The organism is Serratia sp. LACPHL-BACT-2024-00286 (assembly GCF_043109535.1).
Classification (GTDB): Bacteria; Pseudomonadota; Gammaproteobacteria; order Enterobacterales; family Enterobacteriaceae; genus Serratia; species Serratia sarumanii.
The window spans coordinates 185,170-202,726 of the sequence record NZ_JBICNA010000006.1; the positions used below are offsets into that span (position 1 = coordinate 185,170).

Genomic DNA, 17,557 nt, shown 5'->3' on the forward strand with positions numbered 1-17,557 from the left:
GCCAAATCGGTTGAATGTTAATCTCACGACAGCGCCGCTGATGAAAGCGGGGGAATATCATAATTTTCTAATTATGAAATGAATCCTCTGGCGACGCTGAAGCGGGGCGGTTACCCTGAATCGATAGCCTAATGGGATAGGCGTCAAATCAAGAAGAGAGCAAGCATGAGTGATACACAAATCCGCATTGCGATTGCGGGCGCCGGCGGCCGGATGGGCCGTCAGTTGATCCAGGCGGTGCAGCAGGCGGAAGGCGTGGTATTGGGGGCGGCGCTGTCGCGCCCGGGTTCCAGCCTGATCGGCGTCGACGCCGGTGAGCTGGCGGGCATTGGCGCGCTGGGCGTCAAGGTGAGCGACAGTCTGGAGAAGGTGGCGAACGAGTTCGATATTTTGATCGACTTCACCCGCCCGGAAAGCACCCGGGGCTACCTGGATTTTTGCGTGGCGCACCACAAGGCGATGGTGATTGGCACTACCGGCTTCGATGACGCCGGCAAGCAGGCGATCCGCGATGCGGCGCAGCATATCGGCATCGTGTTCGCCGCCAACTTCAGCGTCGGCGTCAACCTGGTGCTGAAACTGCTGGAGAAGGCCGCGCAGGTGATGGGCGACTATACCGATATCGAAATCGTTGAGGCACACCACCGCCACAAAGTGGATGCGCCGTCGGGCACGGCGTTGGCCATGGGCGAAGCGATCGCCGGCGCGCTGGGGCGCGATCTGAAAAGCTGCGCGGTCTATGCGCGCGAAGGCCATACCGGCGAGCGCGATCCGAAAAGCATCGGCTTTGCCACCATTCGCGCCGGCGACATCGTCGGCGAGCACACCGCGATGTTCGCCGACATCGGTGAACGGGTGGAAATCACCCATAAAGCCTCTAGCCGTATGACTTTTGCCAGCGGCGCGGTGCGCGCGGCTTCCTGGTTACATAACCGTGATAAAGGTCTGTTTGATATGCGCGACGTGTTGAATTTGGACCAATTATAATTGATTTGCATACCATCGTGATGTGGTTGTATTGATCATAACACTATGATAATAGGACAATAAATTTATTGTCCTTTTTTTTAACATGAAAAATAAAGTGTTGGTTTGATTTTGTTGTCGTGATTGTTATTTATCGATGATTATCTCGCTAATCACCCCGTTTTCATCCACCAGATCCCATTTCAGCGTCTTTTTAAGCCCATTCTGGCGCCATTTTCCGTCATTCAGCTTCGCAACCGTTTTCCAGCCTCGGTTTTCTGTGTTTTTATCGACGCTCAAGCCGCATGAGCGCCGAGGACTGCAAAAATAAAACAAAAAACGGCAGTTTGGGTAGACAAGCCGGGCACTCATCATTAAAATGCGCCCAATTTGCCAAAAATTGGCCTCGCGGACGGTTTTTGCATTGATTTAGATCGCGATATCTGAATTAATATGCAAATATTGTGATTGATTATTCCTCGGAGGATGTTTTGATAAAGTCAGCGCTATTGGTTCTGGAAGACGGAACCCAATTCCACGGTCGGGCCATCGGGGCAGAGGGAACGGCAGTGGGGGAAGTGGTCTTCAATACGTCGATGACCGGTTATCAAGAAATCCTCACTGATCCTTCCTATTCCCGCCAGATCGTTACTCTTACTTATCCTCATATCGGCAATGTCGGCACCAATGCTTCCGACGAAGAATCCTCCGCAGTACACGCCCAAGGCCTCGTCATTCGTGACCTCCCGCTGATCGCCAGCAACTACCGCAACGAAGAAAGCCTGTCCGACTACCTCAAGCGTCACAACATCGTGGCGATCGCCGATATCGATACCCGTAAATTAACCCGCCTGCTGCGCGAGAAGGGCGCCCAGAACGGCTGCATCATCGCCGCCGACTCGCCGGACGCCGCGCTGGCCCTGGCCAAGGCGCAAGGTTTCCCGGGGTTGAAGGGCATGGATCTGGCGAAAGAGGTCACCACCCAAGAGGCTTACAGCTGGCAGCAAGGTAGCTGGACGCTTGAAGGCGACCTGCCCGAAGCCAAAACCGCCGCGGAGCTGCCGTTCCACGTGGTGGCTTACGACTACGGCGCCAAGCGCAACATCCTGCGCATGCTGGTGGATCGCGGCTGCCGCCTGACCGTGGTGCCGGCGCAGACCCCGGCCGAGGACGTGCTGAAAATGAATCCGGACGGCATCTTCCTGTCCAACGGCCCGGGCGACCCGGAGCCGTGCGACTACGCCATCGCCGCCATCAAACAGTTCCTGGAAACCGACATCCCGGTGTTCGGCATCTGCCTGGGCCACCAGCTGCTGGCGCTGGCCAGCGGGGCGAAAACCATGAAGATGAAGCTCGGCCACCACGGCGGCAACCACCCGGTGAAGGATCTGGACAACAACACCGTGATGATCACCGCGCAGAACCACGGCTTCGCCGTCGATGAAAACAACCTGCCGGCGAACCTGCGCGTCACGCACAAATCGCTGTTCGACCACACGGTGCAGGGCATTCACCGCACCGACAAGGCGGCGTTCAGCTTCCAGGGTCACCCGGAAGCCAGCCCAGGCCCGCACGATGCCGCGCCGCTGTTCGATCACTTTATCGAACTGATTGAGACTTACCGTTCTAACGCCAAATAATCAGGAGCAGTAAAAAAATGCCAAAACGTACAGACATAAAAAGCATCCTGATCCTCGGCGCTGGCCCGATCGTTATCGGCCAGGCGTGTGAGTTCGACTACTCGGGTGCCCAGGCGTGTAAAGCGCTGCGCGAAGAGGGTTACCGCGTCATTCTGGTCAACTCCAACCCGGCGACCATCATGACCGACCCGGAAATGGCCGACGCGACCTACATCGAGCCGATCCACTGGGAAGTGGTGCGCAAGATCATCGAAAAAGAGCGCCCGGATGCGGTGCTGCCGACCATGGGCGGCCAGACGGCGCTGAACTGCGCGCTGGAGCTGGAGCGTCAGGGCGTGCTGGCCGAGTTCGGCGTGACCATGATCGGCGCCACCGCCGATGCGATCGACAAGGCCGAAGACCGTCGCCGTTTCGACGTGGCGATGAAGAAAATCGGTCTGGATACCGCGCGTTCCGGCATTGCGCACACCATGGAAGAAGCGCTGGCGGTCGCCGCTGACGTCGGCTTCCCGTGCATCATCCGCCCTTCCTTTACCATGGGCGGCACCGGCGGCGGCATCGCCTACAACCGCGAAGAGTTCGAAGAGATCTGCGAACGTGGCCTGGATCTGTCGCCGACCAACGAGCTGCTGATCGATGAATCGCTGATCGGTTGGAAAGAGTACGAGATGGAGGTAGTGCGCGATAAGAACGACAACTGCATCATCGTCTGCTCCATCGAAAACTTCGACGCCATGGGCATCCACACCGGCGACTCGATCACCGTCGCACCGGCCCAGACCCTGACCGACAAGGAATACCAAATCATGCGCAACGCCTCGATGGCGGTGCTGCGTGAGATCGGCGTGGAAACCGGCGGCTCCAACGTGCAGTTCTCGGTCAACCCGAAAACCGGCCGCCTGATCGTTATCGAAATGAACCCGCGCGTGTCGCGCTCTTCGGCGCTGGCGTCGAAAGCCACCGGCTTCCCTATCGCCAAGATCGCCGCCAAGCTGGCGGTGGGCTACACCCTCGATGAGCTGATGAACGACATCACCGGCGGCCGCACCCCGGCATCGTTCGAACCGTCCATCGACTACGTCGTGACCAAGATCCCGCGCTTCAACTTCGAGAAATTCGCCGGCGCCAACGACCGCCTGACCACCCAGATGAAATCGGTCGGCGAAGTGATGGCCATCGGCCGCACCCAGCAGGAGTCGCTGCAAAAAGCGCTGCGCGGCCTGGAAGTGGGCGCCACCGGCTTCGACCCGAAAGTGAGCCTGGACGATCCGGAAGCGCTGACCAAAATCCGCCGCGAGCTGAAAGACGCCGGCTCTGACCGCATCTGGTACATCGCCGACGCCTTCCGCGCCGGTCTGTCGGTTGACGGCGTCTTCAACCTGACCAACGTCGACCGCTGGTTCCTGGTGCAGATTGAAGAGCTGGTGCGCCTGGAAGAGCAGGTGGCCGAAGCGGGCATCAACGGCCTGAACAAAGCGTTCCTGCGCACCCTGAAGCGCAAGGGCTTCGCCGATGCGCGTCTGGCCAAGCTGGCCGGCGTCGCCGAAAGCGAAATTCGCAAGCTGCGCCACAGCCACGGCCTGCATCCGGTGTACAAGCGCGTGGATACCTGCGCGGCGGAATTCGCCACCGACACCGCCTACATGTACTCCACCTATGAAGAAGAGTGCGAGTCCAACCCGACCAACGACCGGCCGAAAGTGATGGTGCTGGGCGGCGGGCCGAACCGTATCGGCCAGGGCATCGAGTTCGACTACTGCTGCGTGCACGCCTCGCTGGCGCTGCGCGAAGACGGCTACGAGACCATCATGGTCAACTGCAACCCGGAAACCGTCTCCACCGACTACGACACCTCCGACCGTCTGTATTTCGAGCCGGTAACGCTGGAAGACGTGCTGGAAATCGTGCGCATCGAGAAGCCGAAGGGCGTGATCGTGCAGTACGGCGGCCAGACCCCGCTGAAGCTGGCGCGTGAGCTGGAAGCCGCGGGCGTGCCGATCATCGGCACCAGCCCGGACGCCATCGACCGCGCCGAAGACCGCGAGCGCTTCCAGCAGGCGGTTAACCGTCTGGGCCTGAAGCAGCCGGCCAACGCCACCGTCACCGCCATCGAGCAGGCGGTGGAGAAGGCGGCGGGCATCGGCTATCCGCTGGTGGTGCGCCCTTCCTACGTGCTGGGCGGCCGGGCGATGGAAATCGTCTATGACGAAACCGACCTGCGCCGTTACTTCCAGACTGCGGTCAGCGTGTCCAACGATGCGCCGGTGCTGCTGGACCGCTTCCTGGACGACGCGGTGGAAGTGGACGTCGACGCCATCTGCGACGGCGAGCGCGTGCTGATTGGCGGCATCATGGAGCACATCGAGCAGGCGGGCGTGCACTCCGGCGACTCCGCGTGTTCGCTGCCGGCATACACCCTGAGCCAGGAAATTCAGGACGTGATGCGTCGTCAGGTGGAAAAACTGGCGTTCGAGCTGCAGGTACGCGGCCTGATGAACGTGCAGTTCGCGGTGAAAGACAACGAAGTCTATCTGATTGAAGTCAACCCGCGTGCCGCGCGCACCGTGCCGTTCGTCTCCAAAGCGACCGGCGTGCCGTTGGCCAAGGTGGCCGCGCGCGTGATGGCGGGCAAAACGCTGGTCGAGCAGGGCGTGACCGAAGAAATTATCCCTCCGTACTACTCGGTGAAAGAAGTGGTGCTGCCGTTCAACAAATTCCCGGGCGTCGACCCGATTCTGGGGCCGGAAATGCGCTCTACCGGGGAAGTGATGGGCGTGGGCCGCACCTTTGCGGAAGCCTTCTCCAAAGCGATGCTGGGCAGCAACTCGGGCATGAAGAAACAGGGCCGCGCGCTGCTGTCGGTGCGTGAAGGCGACAAGGCTCGCGTGGTCGATTTGGCTGCCAGCCTACTGAAGCAAGGCTTTGAGCTGGACGCTACCCACGGCACCGCGGTGGTGCTGGGCGAAGCGGGCATCAACCCGCGCCTGGTCAACAAGGTGCACGAAGGGCGTCCACACATTCAGGATCGTATCAAGAACGGTGAGTACACCTACATCGTCAACACCACGGCCGGCCGTCAGGCGATTGAGGACTCCAAGCTGATTCGCCGCAGCGCCCTGCAGTACAAGGTGCACTACGACACCACGTTGAACGGCGGCTTCGCCACTGCGATGGCGCTGAAAGCGGATCCGACCGAGCAGGTGACGTCGGTGCAGGAAATGCACGCGCGCATCGGCAAGTAACCGCGCGATAACGCTACGCCAGGGGCGCTGCAGTTCAATGCAGCGCCCTTTTTTTATTCAGCGAATTTGTCGGCAGGCGTTAAAAATTTCCGCTATCAATCAGTGGCCAAACTGTCACCCTGTGTGATTGGTATATGCTTGGTGTATTGGCAAGGAACGAAGGAACGACGATAACAATGATTCTGATAATTTACGCTCACCCGTATCCCCGGCATTCGCATGCCAATCAGCGCCTGCTGCAGGCGGTGAGGGATCTCCCCGAGGTAGAGGTGCGCTCGCTGTATGAGCTGTACCCCGATTTCAATATCGATATCAACGCCGAGCAGCGGGCGCTGGAGCGCGCCGACCTGGTGGTGCTGCAGCATCCGATGCAGTGGTACAGCTTCCCGCCGCTGTTGAAGCTGTGGATCGACAAAGTGCTGGAGCACGGCTGGGCCTACGGCCACGACGGCAACGCGCTGGTGGGTAAAGACTGCCTGTGGGCGGTGACCAGCGGCGGCGACGAGCACCACTTCGAGCTGGGCGACTTTCCCAACTTCGCTGCGCTGGCGCAGCCGCTGCAGGCCACGGCGATCTACTGCGGCATGAACTGGCAACCCTATTTTGCCGTACATAATACTTTTACCTGCAACGAACCGGCGCTGCTCGCCGCCGGCGAAGCCTACCGGCAGCGGTTGGTCGACTATCTGATGGAACATGCCGAAGCGGAAACTCGGGAGGCCAGCCATGGATAATCACCACATGATGATCGAGGGGCTGATCTACCTCGGCTCCGCCGCGCTGTTCGTGCCGATCGCGGTGCGTCTGGGGCTGGGCTCGGTGCTCGGCTACCTGATCGCCGGCTGCATCATTGGCCCCTGGGGGCTGAAGCTGGTGTCGGACGCCGAGTCGATCCTGACCTTCGCCGAGATCGGCGTGGTGCTGATGCTGTTTATCATCGGCCTGGAGCTGGATCCCAAGCGGCTGTGGACGCTGCGCGCCTCGGTGTTCGGCGGCGGCAGCATTCAGATGGTGGGCTGCGGCCTGGCGTTGAGCGCCTTCTGTTACTTCCTCGGCCTCAACTGGAAGGTGGCGCTGCTGATCGGCCTGACGCTGGCCCTCTCATCCACCGCCATTGCCATGCAGGCGATGAGCGAACGCAATTTGACGCCGTCGCCGATCGGCCGCAGCGCGTTTGCGGTGCTGCTGTTCCAGGATATCGCGGCGATCCCGCTGGTGGCGATGATCCCGCTGCTGGCCAGCAGCGGCGCCACCACCACGCTGGGCGCTTTCGTGCTGTCGGCGGCCAAGGTGGTGGGCGCGTTGACGATGGTGGTGCTGCTCGGCCGCTACGTCACCCGCCCGCTGCTGCACTTCGTCGCCCGTTCGGGCATGCGCGAAGTGTTCAGCGCCGTGGCGCTGTTCCTGGTGTTCGGTTTCGGCATCCTGCTGGAGATGGCCGGGCTGTCGATGGCGATGGGGGCGTTCCTCGCCGGGGTGCTGCTGGCGAGCTCGGAATACCGCCACGCGCTGGAGAGCGATATTCAGCCGTTCAAAGGGCTGCTGCTGGGGCTGTTCTTTATCGGCGTCGGCATGTCGATCGACTTCGGCACGCTGTTCCATCACCCGCTGCTGATCGCCTCGCTGTTGCTGGGCTTTATGCTGATCAAGGCGGCGCTGCTGTGGCTGATTGGGCCGCTGCTCGGCGTGCCGAAGCGCCAGCGCGGCCTGTTTGCCATTCTGCTGGGGCAGGGCAGTGAATTCGCCTTCGTGATCTTCAGCGCCGCGCAGCTGGCCGGCGTACTGCCGGTCGAATGGGCCAAATCGCTGACGCTGGCGGTGGCGCTGTCGATGGCGGCCACGCCGCTGCTGTTGGTGATCGCCGCGCAGCTGGAGAAAAATGCGCCGAAAGAGGAGCGCCCGGCGGACGTCATCGACGACGAAAATGCCAGCGTGATCATCGCCGGCTTCGGCCGTTTCGGCCAGATCGCCGGCCGCTTGCTGCTGGCCAACGGCGTACACACCGTGGTGCTGGATCACGATCCGGACCATATCGAAACGCTGCGCAAATTCGACACCAAGGTGTTCTACGGCGACGCCACGCGCGCCGATCTGCTGGAGGCCGCTGGCGCCGCCCACGCCAAGGTGCTGATCAACGCCATCGATGACGTGGAAGACAGTCTGGCGCTAACCGAGCTGGCCAGGCAGCACTTCCCGCATCTGAAGGTGGTGGCGCGGGCGCGCGACGTCGATCACTGGTATCAGCTGCGGCAGTTGGGGGTGGAAAAACCGGAGCGCGAAACCTTCGAAAGCTCGCTGCGCGTCGGCCGTGAAACGCTGGAGCTGCTGGGGCTGGACGCCTATGAGGCGCGCGAGAAGGCGGACACGTTCCGCCGCTATAACCTGAAGATGCTGGAAGACACGCTGGAGAATTATCAGGACACCGAGTTCCGCATCGCCAGCCTGCAGCGGGCCAAGGAGATGCTCAGCGCGGCCATCGAGCAGGATCAGAATCGGCTGGCGCGGGTGCAGCAGACCGGCTGGCGCGGCAGTATCGATGGCAAGGCGCCGGAGGACGAGGTGGTGGAAGCCAAAGGATAAGAGTAGGGGCGCCAGATTGGCGCCCCTTCTTTTGCTTAGCTCAGCGCGACCTTGATGCCCAAGGCGATCAGCATGCCGCCCAGCAGCTTGTCGACGATCTTCTGGGTCTTTTCCAACCCGCGGCGTACCGGCCCGCTCTGGATCAGGAACACCAGCAGCGGCCACCAGATAACCGACAGGCCGAGAATAATCCCCGCGTACCACAGCTTGTCGCCCAGACCGGAATCGATCTGCAGCACCTGGGTGAACACCGCCAGGAAGAACAGGGTGGCCTTCGGGTTCAGCAGGTTGCACAGGTAGCCTTGCGCAAAGGCGCTCTTCAGGCTGACCTGCTGCTGCGGCAGATTGCTGACGTTCATCTTGCCGCCGCCGCGCGAAAGCAGCGCCTGGATGCCGATCCACACCAGATAGACCGCCCCGGCGTATTTCAGCAGGTTAAACAGCCACGGCGTGGTGGTGATCACCACCGCCAGCCCGGCGACGCAGTAGGACATGTGGGTGGCGACGCCGCAGATCACGCCGAAGGCGGTCATCATGGCTGCCAGCCGCGGATAGCGGGCGGCGTTTTTGATCACCAGGAAAAAATCCGGGCCGGGGGAGAGCATGCCGAGGGCGGCAATGCCGGCGACGAACAGCGAAGTTTCAAGCATGGGAGCGTCTCGCGCAAAAGACAGAGTTCTGGCGATAATAACGCCGCTTCCTCTGATGCGCATCAACCCAATGAGGTATTGTTAGGCTCTATGATAATAATTCATCTACCGCCAGCAACGGAGCACCATGCAGCAGACTAACGCCACAGACCGGCCGGAGCCGCACCGGCAACAGCGTGAAATTACCCGCCTGTGCATTCAATGCGCGCTGCTGCTGTTGCAGCACGGCGCCGAGAGCACGGTGGTGGAACAGCTGTCGACCCGCCTGGGGCTGGCGCTGGGGATGGACAGCGTGGAAAGCTCGATCTCCGCCAATGCGGTGGTGTTGACCACCCTCAGCCACGGCGCCTGCCTGACCACCACCCGCAAGAACGTCGATCGCGGCATCAATATGCAGGTGGTGACCGAAGTGCAGCATATCGTGATCCTCGCCGAGCACCACCTGGCGGATGCGCACGACGTGGCGCGCCGCTTTGACAGGATCCGGCCGCTGCGTTACCCGCGCTGGCTGGTGGTGCTGATGGTGGGGTTGTCCTGCGGGTGTTTCAGCATGCTCAACGGCGGCGGCGGCGATGCTTTCCTGGTGACCTTTATCGCCAGCGGCGCGGCGATGCTGGTGCGCCAAATCCTCACCGCCCGCCATATGAATCCGCTGATCAATTTTTGCCTGACGGCGTTTGTCGCTACGTCGATCTCCGGACTGCTGCTGCGCCTGCCGGCTTTTAAAGACACCTCGAGCGTGGCGATGGCCGCCAGCGTGCTGTTGCTGGTGCCGGGCTTCCCGCTGATCAACGCGGTGGCAGACATGTTCAAGGGGCACGTCAATACCGGGCTGGCGCGTTGGGCGATGGCCAGCCTGCTGACGCTGGCGACCTGCATCGGGGTGGTGATGGCGATGTCGCTGTGGGATCTGCGGGGGTGGTCATGAGTCTGCTGTGGGCCTTGTTGCAGGAGATGCTGTTGGCGGCGGTGCCGGCGCTGGGCTTCGCCATGGTGTTCAACGTGCCGCTGCGCGCGCTGCGCTATTGCGCGTTGCTCGGGGCTATCGGGCGCGGCTCGCGCATGCTGATGATGCATGGCGGCATGAACATTGAGTGGGCCTCGCTGCTGGCGGCGATCCTGATCGGTATCATCGGTATCTACTGGTCGCGCTGGCTGCTGGCGCATCCGAAGGTGTTCACCGTGGCGGCGGTGATCCCGATGTTCCCCGGCATTTCCGCCTATACCGCGATGATAACGGTGGTGGAGATCTCGCATCTGGGCTACAGCGAAGCCCTGATGGAGACCATGATCACCAACTTCCTCAAGGCCAGTTTTATCGTTGGCGCATTGTCGATCGGCCTGTCGTTGCCGGGCCTGTGGCTGTACCGTAAACGCCCCGGCGTGTGAAATGACCTGGCGGGAGATCGTTGGTTATTAGATATACTGATAAGAGCTATCTTATATATTCATCTTGCTTGATTAGCCTATCGACGGCACTCAGGCCTTTACGTATAGTGTCACCAATTTTGCTGCCTACACAGGGTTAAACAATGATTATCAGCCTGATCGCTGCCTTGGCGGCGGATCGCGTTATTGGCATGGAAAACGCCATGCCGTGGCACCTGCCGGCGGACCTTGCGTGGTTTAAACGCAACACGTTGAATAAGCCGGTTATTATGGGCCGCAAGACCTTCGAGTCCATCGGCCGCCCGCTGCCGGGCCGCCACAATATCGTTTTGAGCAGCCGCCCGGGCAATGCCGCCGGGGTGACCTGGGTGACCTCGCTGGATGAAGCGCTGGCCGCCGCGGGCGAGGTGGAAGAAGTGATGGTGATCGGCGGTGGGCGCATCTATACCCAGCTGCTGCCGCGCGCCGATCGCCTGTACCTGACGCACATCGACGCCGAAGTCGGTGGCGATACCCACTTCCCGGATTACGAGCCGGACGAGTGGGAAACCACGTTCAGCGAATTCCACGACGCCGACGATCTGAACTCGCACAGCTACTGCTTCGAAATCCTGCAGCGCCGCTGATTTAAGCGTGTTAGCCAACTCTCCCCGGGGGCGCAAGCAATTGCGCCCCCGGCCTTTTTGCGCCCGTCGTTTGTAACCTTTCCGTCACATTACCTGATTAGTATGAAGTCCAACTCCGAGCGCCACGGCAACTCTGGTGAATCTTGACTGCGGCGCCATAACTAAAAAGGTAACCACGCTATGACCAAGCAAATTGAGCAATTAGACGCCGACCGCCTGATCGATCCCACTCGCCGCAAACTGCTGCTCGGCAGCGCCGGCGCCGTCGGCCTGGCCGGTTTTCTCGGCGGCGGCATCTGGTCGGTCTCCAGTGAGGCGTTGGCCGAGGATCTGCCGCCGAACAAGCTGTTGGGCTTTCAGGGCATCGCCGCGTCTACCGCCGATGAGGTGACCATCGCGCCGGGCTACCGCGCCGAGGTACTGATCTCCTGGGGCGAGCCGCTGGTAGACGGCGCGCCGGCCTTCGATCCGCAGGGCAACAACAGCGCCGCCGATCAGGAAAAACAGTTCGGCGACAATAACGACGGCATGAGCTTCTTCCCGATCGATGACAATCATGGCGTGATGGCCATCAATAACGAATACGTTAACGAGCAGTACCTGTTCGCTCACGGCGGCGCCAAGGCCACCAGCCTGGAAGAGGTGCGTAAATCGCAGGCGGCGCACGGCGTCTCCATCGTGGCGGTAAAGCGCGTCGGCGACGGCCAGCGCTGGGAGGTGGAGCGCCCGTCGCGCTATAACCGCCGCATCACCGCCAATACCGAAATGCAGTTCAGCGGCCCGGCCGCCGGGCACCCGCTGCTTCAGACCGCCGCCGATCCGAGCGGGCGCAAGGTGCTGGGCACTTTCGGCAACTGCGCCAACGGCAAGACGCCGTGGGGCACCTACCTGACCTGCGAAGAAAACTTCGATACCTACTTTGGCACTCATCAGGCTGATTACAAAACCACGCCGGAACAGAAGCGCTACACGCTGAAGGCCAGCGAACCGGAGCGCAACTGGCCGGACTATGACGAGCGCTTCGACGTGGCGAAGAACCCCAACGAATTCAACCGCCACGGCTGGATCGTCGAGATTGACCCGCTGAATCCGACCTCGACGCCCATCAAGCACACCGCGCTGGGCCGCTTCAAGCACGAGAACGCGGCGGTGACCGTGGCCAAAGATGGCCGTTTGGTGGTGTACATGGGTGACGATGAACGCGGCGAACATATCTATAAGTACGTTTCCAAAGGCGTGGTCGACGCCGCCAATCCGGCCAACAATCGCACGCTGCTGGACGAAGGGACGCTGTACGTGGCGCAGTTCGACGGCGATGAGGCCGGCACGCCGCTGAAGGGCAAAGGGCGCTGGATTGCGCTCGAGTTCGGCAAGAACGGCCTGACGCCGGAGAACGGTTTCCGCGACGAGGCTGAAGTGCTGATCTTCGCCCGCAAGGCGGCGCAGCAGGTCGGCGCCACCAAAATGGATCGCCCGGAGTGGATCGCGGTGAACCCGCATGACGGCCGCGCGTACTGCACGTTGACCAACAACAGCAAGCGCGGCGAGGAAGGGATGCCGCTGAACGCCGCCAACCCGCGGCCGAACAATATCTATGGCCAGATCATTCGCTGGGACGAGGGCGGCGACGCCACCGCCGGCACCTTCGCCTGGGACATCTATGCGCTGTGCGGCAACCCGATCGCCCACCCGGAAGGCGTCAACCGCGGCACGCCGAACATCACGTCGGAAAATACCTTCAACAGCCCTGATGGGCTGGGCTTCGATCGCGCCGGCCGCCTGTGGATCCTCACCGACGGCAAGTACAGCAACAAGGGCGATTACGCCGGGCAGGGCAACAACCAGATGCTGGTGGGCGATCCGATCAGCGGCGAAATTCGCCGTTTCATGGTGGGGCCGAAGTCCTGCGAACTGACTGGCATCACCTTCACCCCGGACTACAAGACGATGTTCGTCAACGTGCAGCATCCGGGAGAAGAGGGCGATTCGCACTTCCCAAACAACAGCCCGCGCCCGCGTTCATCGGTGTTGATGATCACGCGTGAAGATGGCGGGGTGATTGGGGCGTAAGGCGCTAAAGAGAGCAAAGGCGGCCTGGGGCCGCCTTGATGTTTTCAGAACGCGGCCAGCCTGCCGGCGTGGTCGGGCGCCTCGCCGCGATTAGCGGGCTGCGTGAAGTAACGGTGGTCTTCCCAGCGCAGCATCGTCAGATCGCCGCCCCAGCAGCAGCCTGTGTCCAGCCCGATCACGCCTTCCGGCGTGCCCTTGCCTTCCAGCGAGGCCCAGTGGCCGAAGACGATGGTGTATTCCGGATCCACCAGGCGTGGCAGATCGAACCACGGTTTCAGCGGCGCGGGCGCGGTGCCCGGCGCATCTTTGCAGATCATGTCGAGCTGGCCGTTGGGGAAGCAATAACGCATGCGCGTCAGCGCATTGGTGCTGAAACGCAGACGCGCCAGGCCGCTCAGCTCCGGCGTCCAGTTGTTCGGCATATCGCCGTACATGGCGTCGAGGAACAGCGGGTAGCTGTCGCTGCTTAATACCGCTTCCACTTCGCGCGCGCACATTTTCGCGGTGTCGATATCCCACTGCGGGGTGATGCCGGCGTGCGCCATCACCAGTTTTTGCTCATCATCCACCTGCAGCACCGGTTGGCGGCGCAGCCAGTTGATCAGCTCGTCGGCGTCCGGGGCCTCCAGCAGCGGGGTGATGCGATCTTTGGGTTTGTTGCGGCTGATGCCGGCGTAAACCGCCAGCAGGTGCAGATCGTGGTTGCCCAGCACCATGCGCACCGCCGGGCCGAGCGAGCGCACAAAGCGCAGCACGTCCAGCGAGGCGGGGCCGCGCGCCACCAGATCGCCGGTCAGCCACAGTTGATCGCGCTCGGGATCGAACGCAACCTGAGCCAGCAGCGACTTCAGTTCATCGAAACAGCCGTGAACGTCGCCGATAAGGTATGTCGACATAATTAATGGATCAGCGTTGGAATGGCTAAGCGAAACACGGGAATAGCGGTGCGGAACGGCTGACCCTGGTGGTCAACCATTTCGTAATGGCCTTCCATGGTGCCCAGCGGCGTTTCCAGAATGGCGCCGCTGGTGTACTGAAACTCTCCGCCGGGCGGAATGACGGGCTGTTCGCCGATCACGCCTTCGCCCTGAACTTCGGTTTGGCGGCCGTTGCTGTTGGTGATCAGCCAGTAACGGCCCAGCAGTTGCACGTCGGTCCGCCCCAGATTGCGGATGGTGATGGTATAGGCGAAGACGTAACGCTCTTCTTCAGGGATCGACTGTGATTCCACATAGATGCTCTGAACCTGAATACACACGCGGGGCGAATCAATCATGACAACAACTCCTTATTGCTGCGGCGCCGGATTGGCTGACAGCCAGTTCGCCAGCTTGCAGTACTGCGCCACAGAAATATTTTCTGCTCTGAGCGAAGGATCGACGCCCAGCTCCGTCAGCTGCTCCGGCGTGAACAGGTCGCCCAGGCTGTTGCGGATGGTTTTCCGCCGCTGGTTGAACGCCTGCGTGGTGATGCGGCTCAGCATGCGCACGTCGCCCACCGGATTCGGCAGCACGCTGTGCGGCACCAGACGCACCACGGCGGAATCGACCTTCGGCGGCGGCGCGAACGCGGTCGGCGGCACTTCCAGCACCGGAATGACGTTGCAGTAGTACTGCGCCATCACGGTCAAACGCCCGTAGGCCTTGCTGTTCGGGCCGGCCACCAGACGGTTGACCACCTCTTTTTGCAACATAAAGTGCATGTCGCGGATTGCCTGAGTATAGCTGAAAAGGTGGAACATCAGCGGCGTCGAAATATTGTACGGCAGGTTACCAAATACGCGCAGCGGTTGGCCAGCTTCCTCGGCCAGTTCGGCGAAATTCACCGTCATGGCGTCCTGCTGGTGGATGGTCAGCTTGTCTTTCAGCCGCGGGTGGTTTTCCAGCCGGGTGGCCAGATCGCGGTCCAGTTCGATCACCGTCATGCGGTCCATGCGCGCGCCGACCGGCTCGGTCAAGGCGCCGAGGCCGGGGCCGATCTCGACCACCGCTTCGCCCGGCTGCGGGTGAATGGCGGAGACAATGCTATCGATGACAAACTGATCGGTTAAAAAGTTTTGTCCAAAGCGTTTGCGGGCAAAGTGCCCTTGGTGGACTCTGTTATTCATTACAATTAATTATCATTTTAATGGCGAGATTCAGGGCCGTTTGGAAACTGCCGACATCGGCGGTGCCGGTGCCGGCCAGTTCCAGAGCGGTACCGTGGTCGACCGAGGTGCGTATGAAAGGCAAACCGAGGGTGATATTCACCGCGCGGCCGAACCCTTGGTATTTTAGCACCGGCAGCCCCTGATCGTGATACATCGCCAGCACCGCATCGGCATCTTGCAGATATTTGGGCTGGAACAGGGTGTCCGCCGGCAGCGGGCCGACAAGATGGATGCCCTCAGCGCGCAGCGCGTCGAGCGCAGGGATGATGGTGTCTATCTCTTCGTGCCCCATATGGCCGCCTTCCCCGGCGTGGGGGTTCAGGCCGCAGACGTAAATGTGCGGCCGGGCGATGCCAAATTTGGTTTTCAGATCGTGGTCGAGGATGCGGATGACTTCGAACAGGCTCTGTTGCGTGATGGCGCCCGGCACCGCCAGCAGCGGCAGGTGGGTGGTCGCCAGCGCCACGCGCAGCTCTTCGGTCGCGAGCATCATCACCACGCGATCGCAGCGGCTGCGATCGGCAAAGAATTCGGTATGGCCGATAAACGGCACGCCGGCGTCGTTGATCACGCCCTTGTTCACCGGGCCGGTGATCAGCGCAGCGAATTCGCCGTTGAGGCAGCCGTCGCAGGCGCGCGCCAGGGTTTCCACCACGTAGGCACTGTTGCCGACGTTCAGCTCCCCGGCGGTGACCGGGTGAGCGAGCGGCACCGGCAGCACGGTCAGCGTGCCGGCGCGTTGCGCTTCGGCCGGTTGCTGCGGCTGGTAGTCGCGCAGCGTCAGCGGCAGGCCCAAACGCTTGGCGCGTTCAAGCAGCAGGGCCGGATCGGCGCACACCACCAGCTCAACAGGCCAATCCTGTTGCGCCAGCGCTGCTACCAAATCCGGCCCTACCCCGGCGGGTTCGCCGGGGGTAATGACGACGCGTTTATTGCTGTGCATCGCTGCCATCGAGGATCTTCACGTAAGCCTGGGCGCGCTGTTCCTGCATCCAGGTCTGCGCTTCTTCGGCGAATTTACGGTTGAACAGCATGCGGTAAGCGCGATCTTTCTGCGCGGCGTCGGTCTTATCCACCTGACGAGTGTCCAGCAGCTGAATCAGGTGCCAGCCGAAGGAAGAGTGGACCGGCGCGCTGATTTCACCCTTGCTCAGCTTCAGTAACGCATCGCGGAAGGCCGGATCGTAGATGTCCGGGGAAGCCCAGCCCAGATCGCCGCCCTGCATGGCAGAACCCGGATCCTGCGACAGCTGTTTGGCTTCGTCGGCAAACTTGGCGCGGCCGCTCTTGATCGCTTCCGCCACGGATTGCAGCTTGGCGCGCGCCTGATCGTCGGTCAGCACCACCGAAGGTTTCAGCAGGATGTGACGGGCGTGCACTTCGGTAACCGACACCGACTGGCTCGCGCCGCGGATGTCGTTCACTTTCAGGATGTGGAAGCCGACGCCGGAACGGATTGGGCCGACGACGTCGCCTTTCTTGGCGCTCACCAGACGTTCCGCGAACAGGGTCGGGATCTCTTGCAGCTTGCCCCAGCCCATGTTGCCGCCTTTCAGCGCCTGAGAATCGGCGGAGTAGGTGATCGCCAGCTTGCCGAAGTCGGCGCCGCTGTTGATCTCACCCACCAGGCGTTTGGCCAGCTCTTCGGCTTTGTCGACCTGCTGCTGCGACGGATTCTCCGGCAGCGGGATCAGGATGTGGCTGATGTTCATTTCGGTGTCGCTGCCGTTCTGCGCGCCCACCTGTTTCGCCAGCGCGTCCACTTCCTGCGGCAGGATGGTGACGCGACGGCGCACTTCGTTGTTACGCACTTCGGAGATCAGCATCTCTTTGCGGATCTGCGAACGGTAGGTGTTGTAGTTCAACCCTTCGTACGACAGGCGGCTGCGCAGCTGATCGACGCTCATCTTGTTTTGCGCGGCGATGTTGGCGATCGCCTTGTCCAGATCGGCGTCGGACACGGTGATGCCCATTTTCTTGGCCATCTGCAGCTGGATGTTATCCATGATCAGGCGTTCGATGATCTGATGGCGCAGCGTCTTGTCGTCCGGCAATTGCTGGCCGGCCTGCTGGGCGTTGAGCTTCACTGACTGCAACAGACCGTTGACGTCGCTTTCGAGTACCACGCCGTTATCCACGACGGCGGCGACTTTATCCACTTCTTGGGGTGCTGCGAACGCGGCATTGGCGCAAACCACCAATCCGAGAATAAGCGTTCTCCAGTTCTTCATACATTTCCCATTAT

General features: G+C 61.4%; 15 protein-coding genes. 9 read left to right on the plus strand and 6 right to left on the minus strand.

Going from position 1 to position 17,557, the window contains the following annotated elements:
* The first annotated feature begins 165 nt into the window (after nucleotides 1-165).
* From dapB to kefC, 5 genes are all read left to right on the plus strand, one after another.
* Nucleotides 166-987 (plus strand): 4-hydroxy-tetrahydrodipicolinate reductase, encoded by an 822-nt coding sequence (dapB, locus tag ACF8MC_RS18925; protein WP_033649157.1) that lies wholly within the window; start codon nucleotides 166-168, stop codon nucleotides 985-987.
* A gap of 470 nt (nucleotides 988-1,457) precedes the next feature.
* The gene (gene carA, locus ACF8MC_RS18930) at nucleotides 1,458-2,606 is read left to right on the plus strand and encodes a glutamine-hydrolyzing carbamoyl-phosphate synthase small subunit (protein ID WP_071998166.1); all 1,149 of its coding nucleotides are present in this window, start codon (nucleotides 1,458-1,460) and stop codon (nucleotides 2,604-2,606) included.
* Between the two features lie 17 nt (nucleotides 2,607-2,623).
* Nucleotides 2,624-5,848: a carbamoyl-phosphate synthase large subunit gene (gene carB / locus ACF8MC_RS18935; protein ID WP_038873387.1), complete on the plus strand. Its 3,225-nt coding sequence runs from the start codon at nucleotides 2,624-2,626 to the stop codon at nucleotides 5,846-5,848.
* A 176-nt stretch (nucleotides 5,849-6,024) separates the two neighbouring features.
* A complete protein-coding gene (kefF, locus tag ACF8MC_RS18940; RefSeq protein WP_033637069.1) occupies nucleotides 6,025-6,582 on the plus strand; it encodes a glutathione-regulated potassium-efflux system oxidoreductase KefF in 558 nt (185 codons plus the stop codon).
* Nucleotides 6,575-8,428 (plus strand): glutathione-regulated potassium-efflux system protein KefC, encoded by a 1,854-nt coding sequence (gene kefC, locus ACF8MC_RS18945; RefSeq protein WP_033637070.1) that lies wholly within the window; start codon nucleotides 6,575-6,577, stop codon nucleotides 8,426-8,428. The genes kefF and kefC overlap by 8 nt, the downstream gene beginning before the upstream one ends.
* Nucleotides 8,429-8,463: 35 nt before the next feature.
* On the opposite strand, the gene ACF8MC_RS18950 is transcribed toward kefC, so the two are convergent.
* Entirely contained in the window at nucleotides 8,464-9,078 is a 615-nt protein-coding gene (locus tag ACF8MC_RS18950; RefSeq protein ID WP_015376619.1) for a LysE family translocator, read from the minus strand.
* Between the two features lie 127 nt (nucleotides 9,079-9,205).
* On the opposite strand from ACF8MC_RS18950, the gene ACF8MC_RS18955 reads away from it, so the two are divergent.
* The 4 genes from ACF8MC_RS18955 (at nucleotide 9,206) to ACF8MC_RS18970 (ending at nucleotide 13,163) form a co-directional block, all read left to right on the plus strand.
* Nucleotides 9,206-10,006 carry a threonine/serine exporter ThrE family protein gene (locus ACF8MC_RS18955; RefSeq protein WP_041033215.1) on the plus strand — a complete coding sequence of 267 codons (801 nt, stop codon included), beginning with the start codon at nucleotides 9,206-9,208 and terminating at the stop codon, nucleotides 10,004-10,006.
* The gene (locus tag ACF8MC_RS18960) at nucleotides 10,003-10,467 is read left to right on the plus strand and encodes a threonine/serine exporter (RefSeq protein ID WP_033637072.1); all 465 of its coding nucleotides are present in this window, start codon (nucleotides 10,003-10,005) and stop codon (nucleotides 10,465-10,467) included. The genes ACF8MC_RS18955 and ACF8MC_RS18960 overlap by 4 nt, the downstream gene beginning before the upstream one ends.
* Before the next feature lie 143 nt (nucleotides 10,468-10,610).
* The gene (gene folA / locus ACF8MC_RS18965) at nucleotides 10,611-11,093 is read left to right on the plus strand and encodes a type 3 dihydrofolate reductase (RefSeq protein WP_033637073.1); all 483 of its coding nucleotides are present in this window, start codon (nucleotides 10,611-10,613) and stop codon (nucleotides 11,091-11,093) included.
* Nucleotides 11,094-11,273: 180 nt separating this feature from the next.
* Nucleotides 11,274-13,163, plus strand: a complete 1,890-nt coding sequence (locus ACF8MC_RS18970; protein WP_103774062.1) for a PhoX family phosphatase — start codon at nucleotides 11,274-11,276, stop codon at nucleotides 13,161-13,163.
* Nucleotides 13,164-13,207: 44 nt separating this feature from the next.
* Here the strand turns inward: ACF8MC_RS18970 and apaH are convergent, their stop codons facing one another.
* From apaH to surA, 5 genes are read right to left on the minus strand one after another with little or no spacing between them, the layout of a single operon-like run.
* Nucleotides 13,208-14,059: a bis(5'-nucleosyl)-tetraphosphatase (symmetrical) ApaH gene (gene apaH, locus ACF8MC_RS18975; RefSeq protein WP_060457180.1), complete on the minus strand. Its 852-nt coding sequence runs from the start codon at nucleotides 14,057-14,059 to the stop codon at nucleotides 13,208-13,210.
* 2 nt (nucleotides 14,060-14,061) lie between these two features.
* Nucleotides 14,062-14,439 carry a Co2+/Mg2+ efflux protein ApaG gene (gene apaG, locus ACF8MC_RS18980; protein ID WP_016929119.1) on the minus strand — a complete coding sequence of 126 codons (378 nt, stop codon included), beginning with the start codon at nucleotides 14,437-14,439 and terminating at the stop codon, nucleotides 14,062-14,064.
* 12 nt (nucleotides 14,440-14,451) lie between these two features.
* Nucleotides 14,452-15,270 (minus strand): 16S rRNA (adenine(1518)-N(6)/adenine(1519)-N(6))-dimethyltransferase RsmA, encoded by an 819-nt coding sequence (gene rsmA, locus ACF8MC_RS18985; RefSeq protein WP_033637076.1) that lies wholly within the window; start codon nucleotides 15,268-15,270, stop codon nucleotides 14,452-14,454.
* On the minus strand, nucleotides 15,263-16,255 hold the full coding sequence (gene pdxA, locus ACF8MC_RS18990; protein WP_033649277.1) for a 4-hydroxythreonine-4-phosphate dehydrogenase PdxA: 993 nt from the start codon (nucleotides 16,253-16,255) through the stop codon (nucleotides 15,263-15,265). Before pdxA ends, rsmA begins: the two co-directional genes overlap by 8 nt.
* On the minus strand, nucleotides 16,242-17,543 hold the full coding sequence (surA, locus tag ACF8MC_RS18995) for a peptidylprolyl isomerase SurA (protein WP_033637077.1): 1,302 nt from the start codon (nucleotides 17,541-17,543) through the stop codon (nucleotides 16,242-16,244). Before surA ends, pdxA begins: the two co-directional genes overlap by 14 nt.
* Between the last annotated feature and the right edge of the window lie 14 nt (nucleotides 17,544-17,557).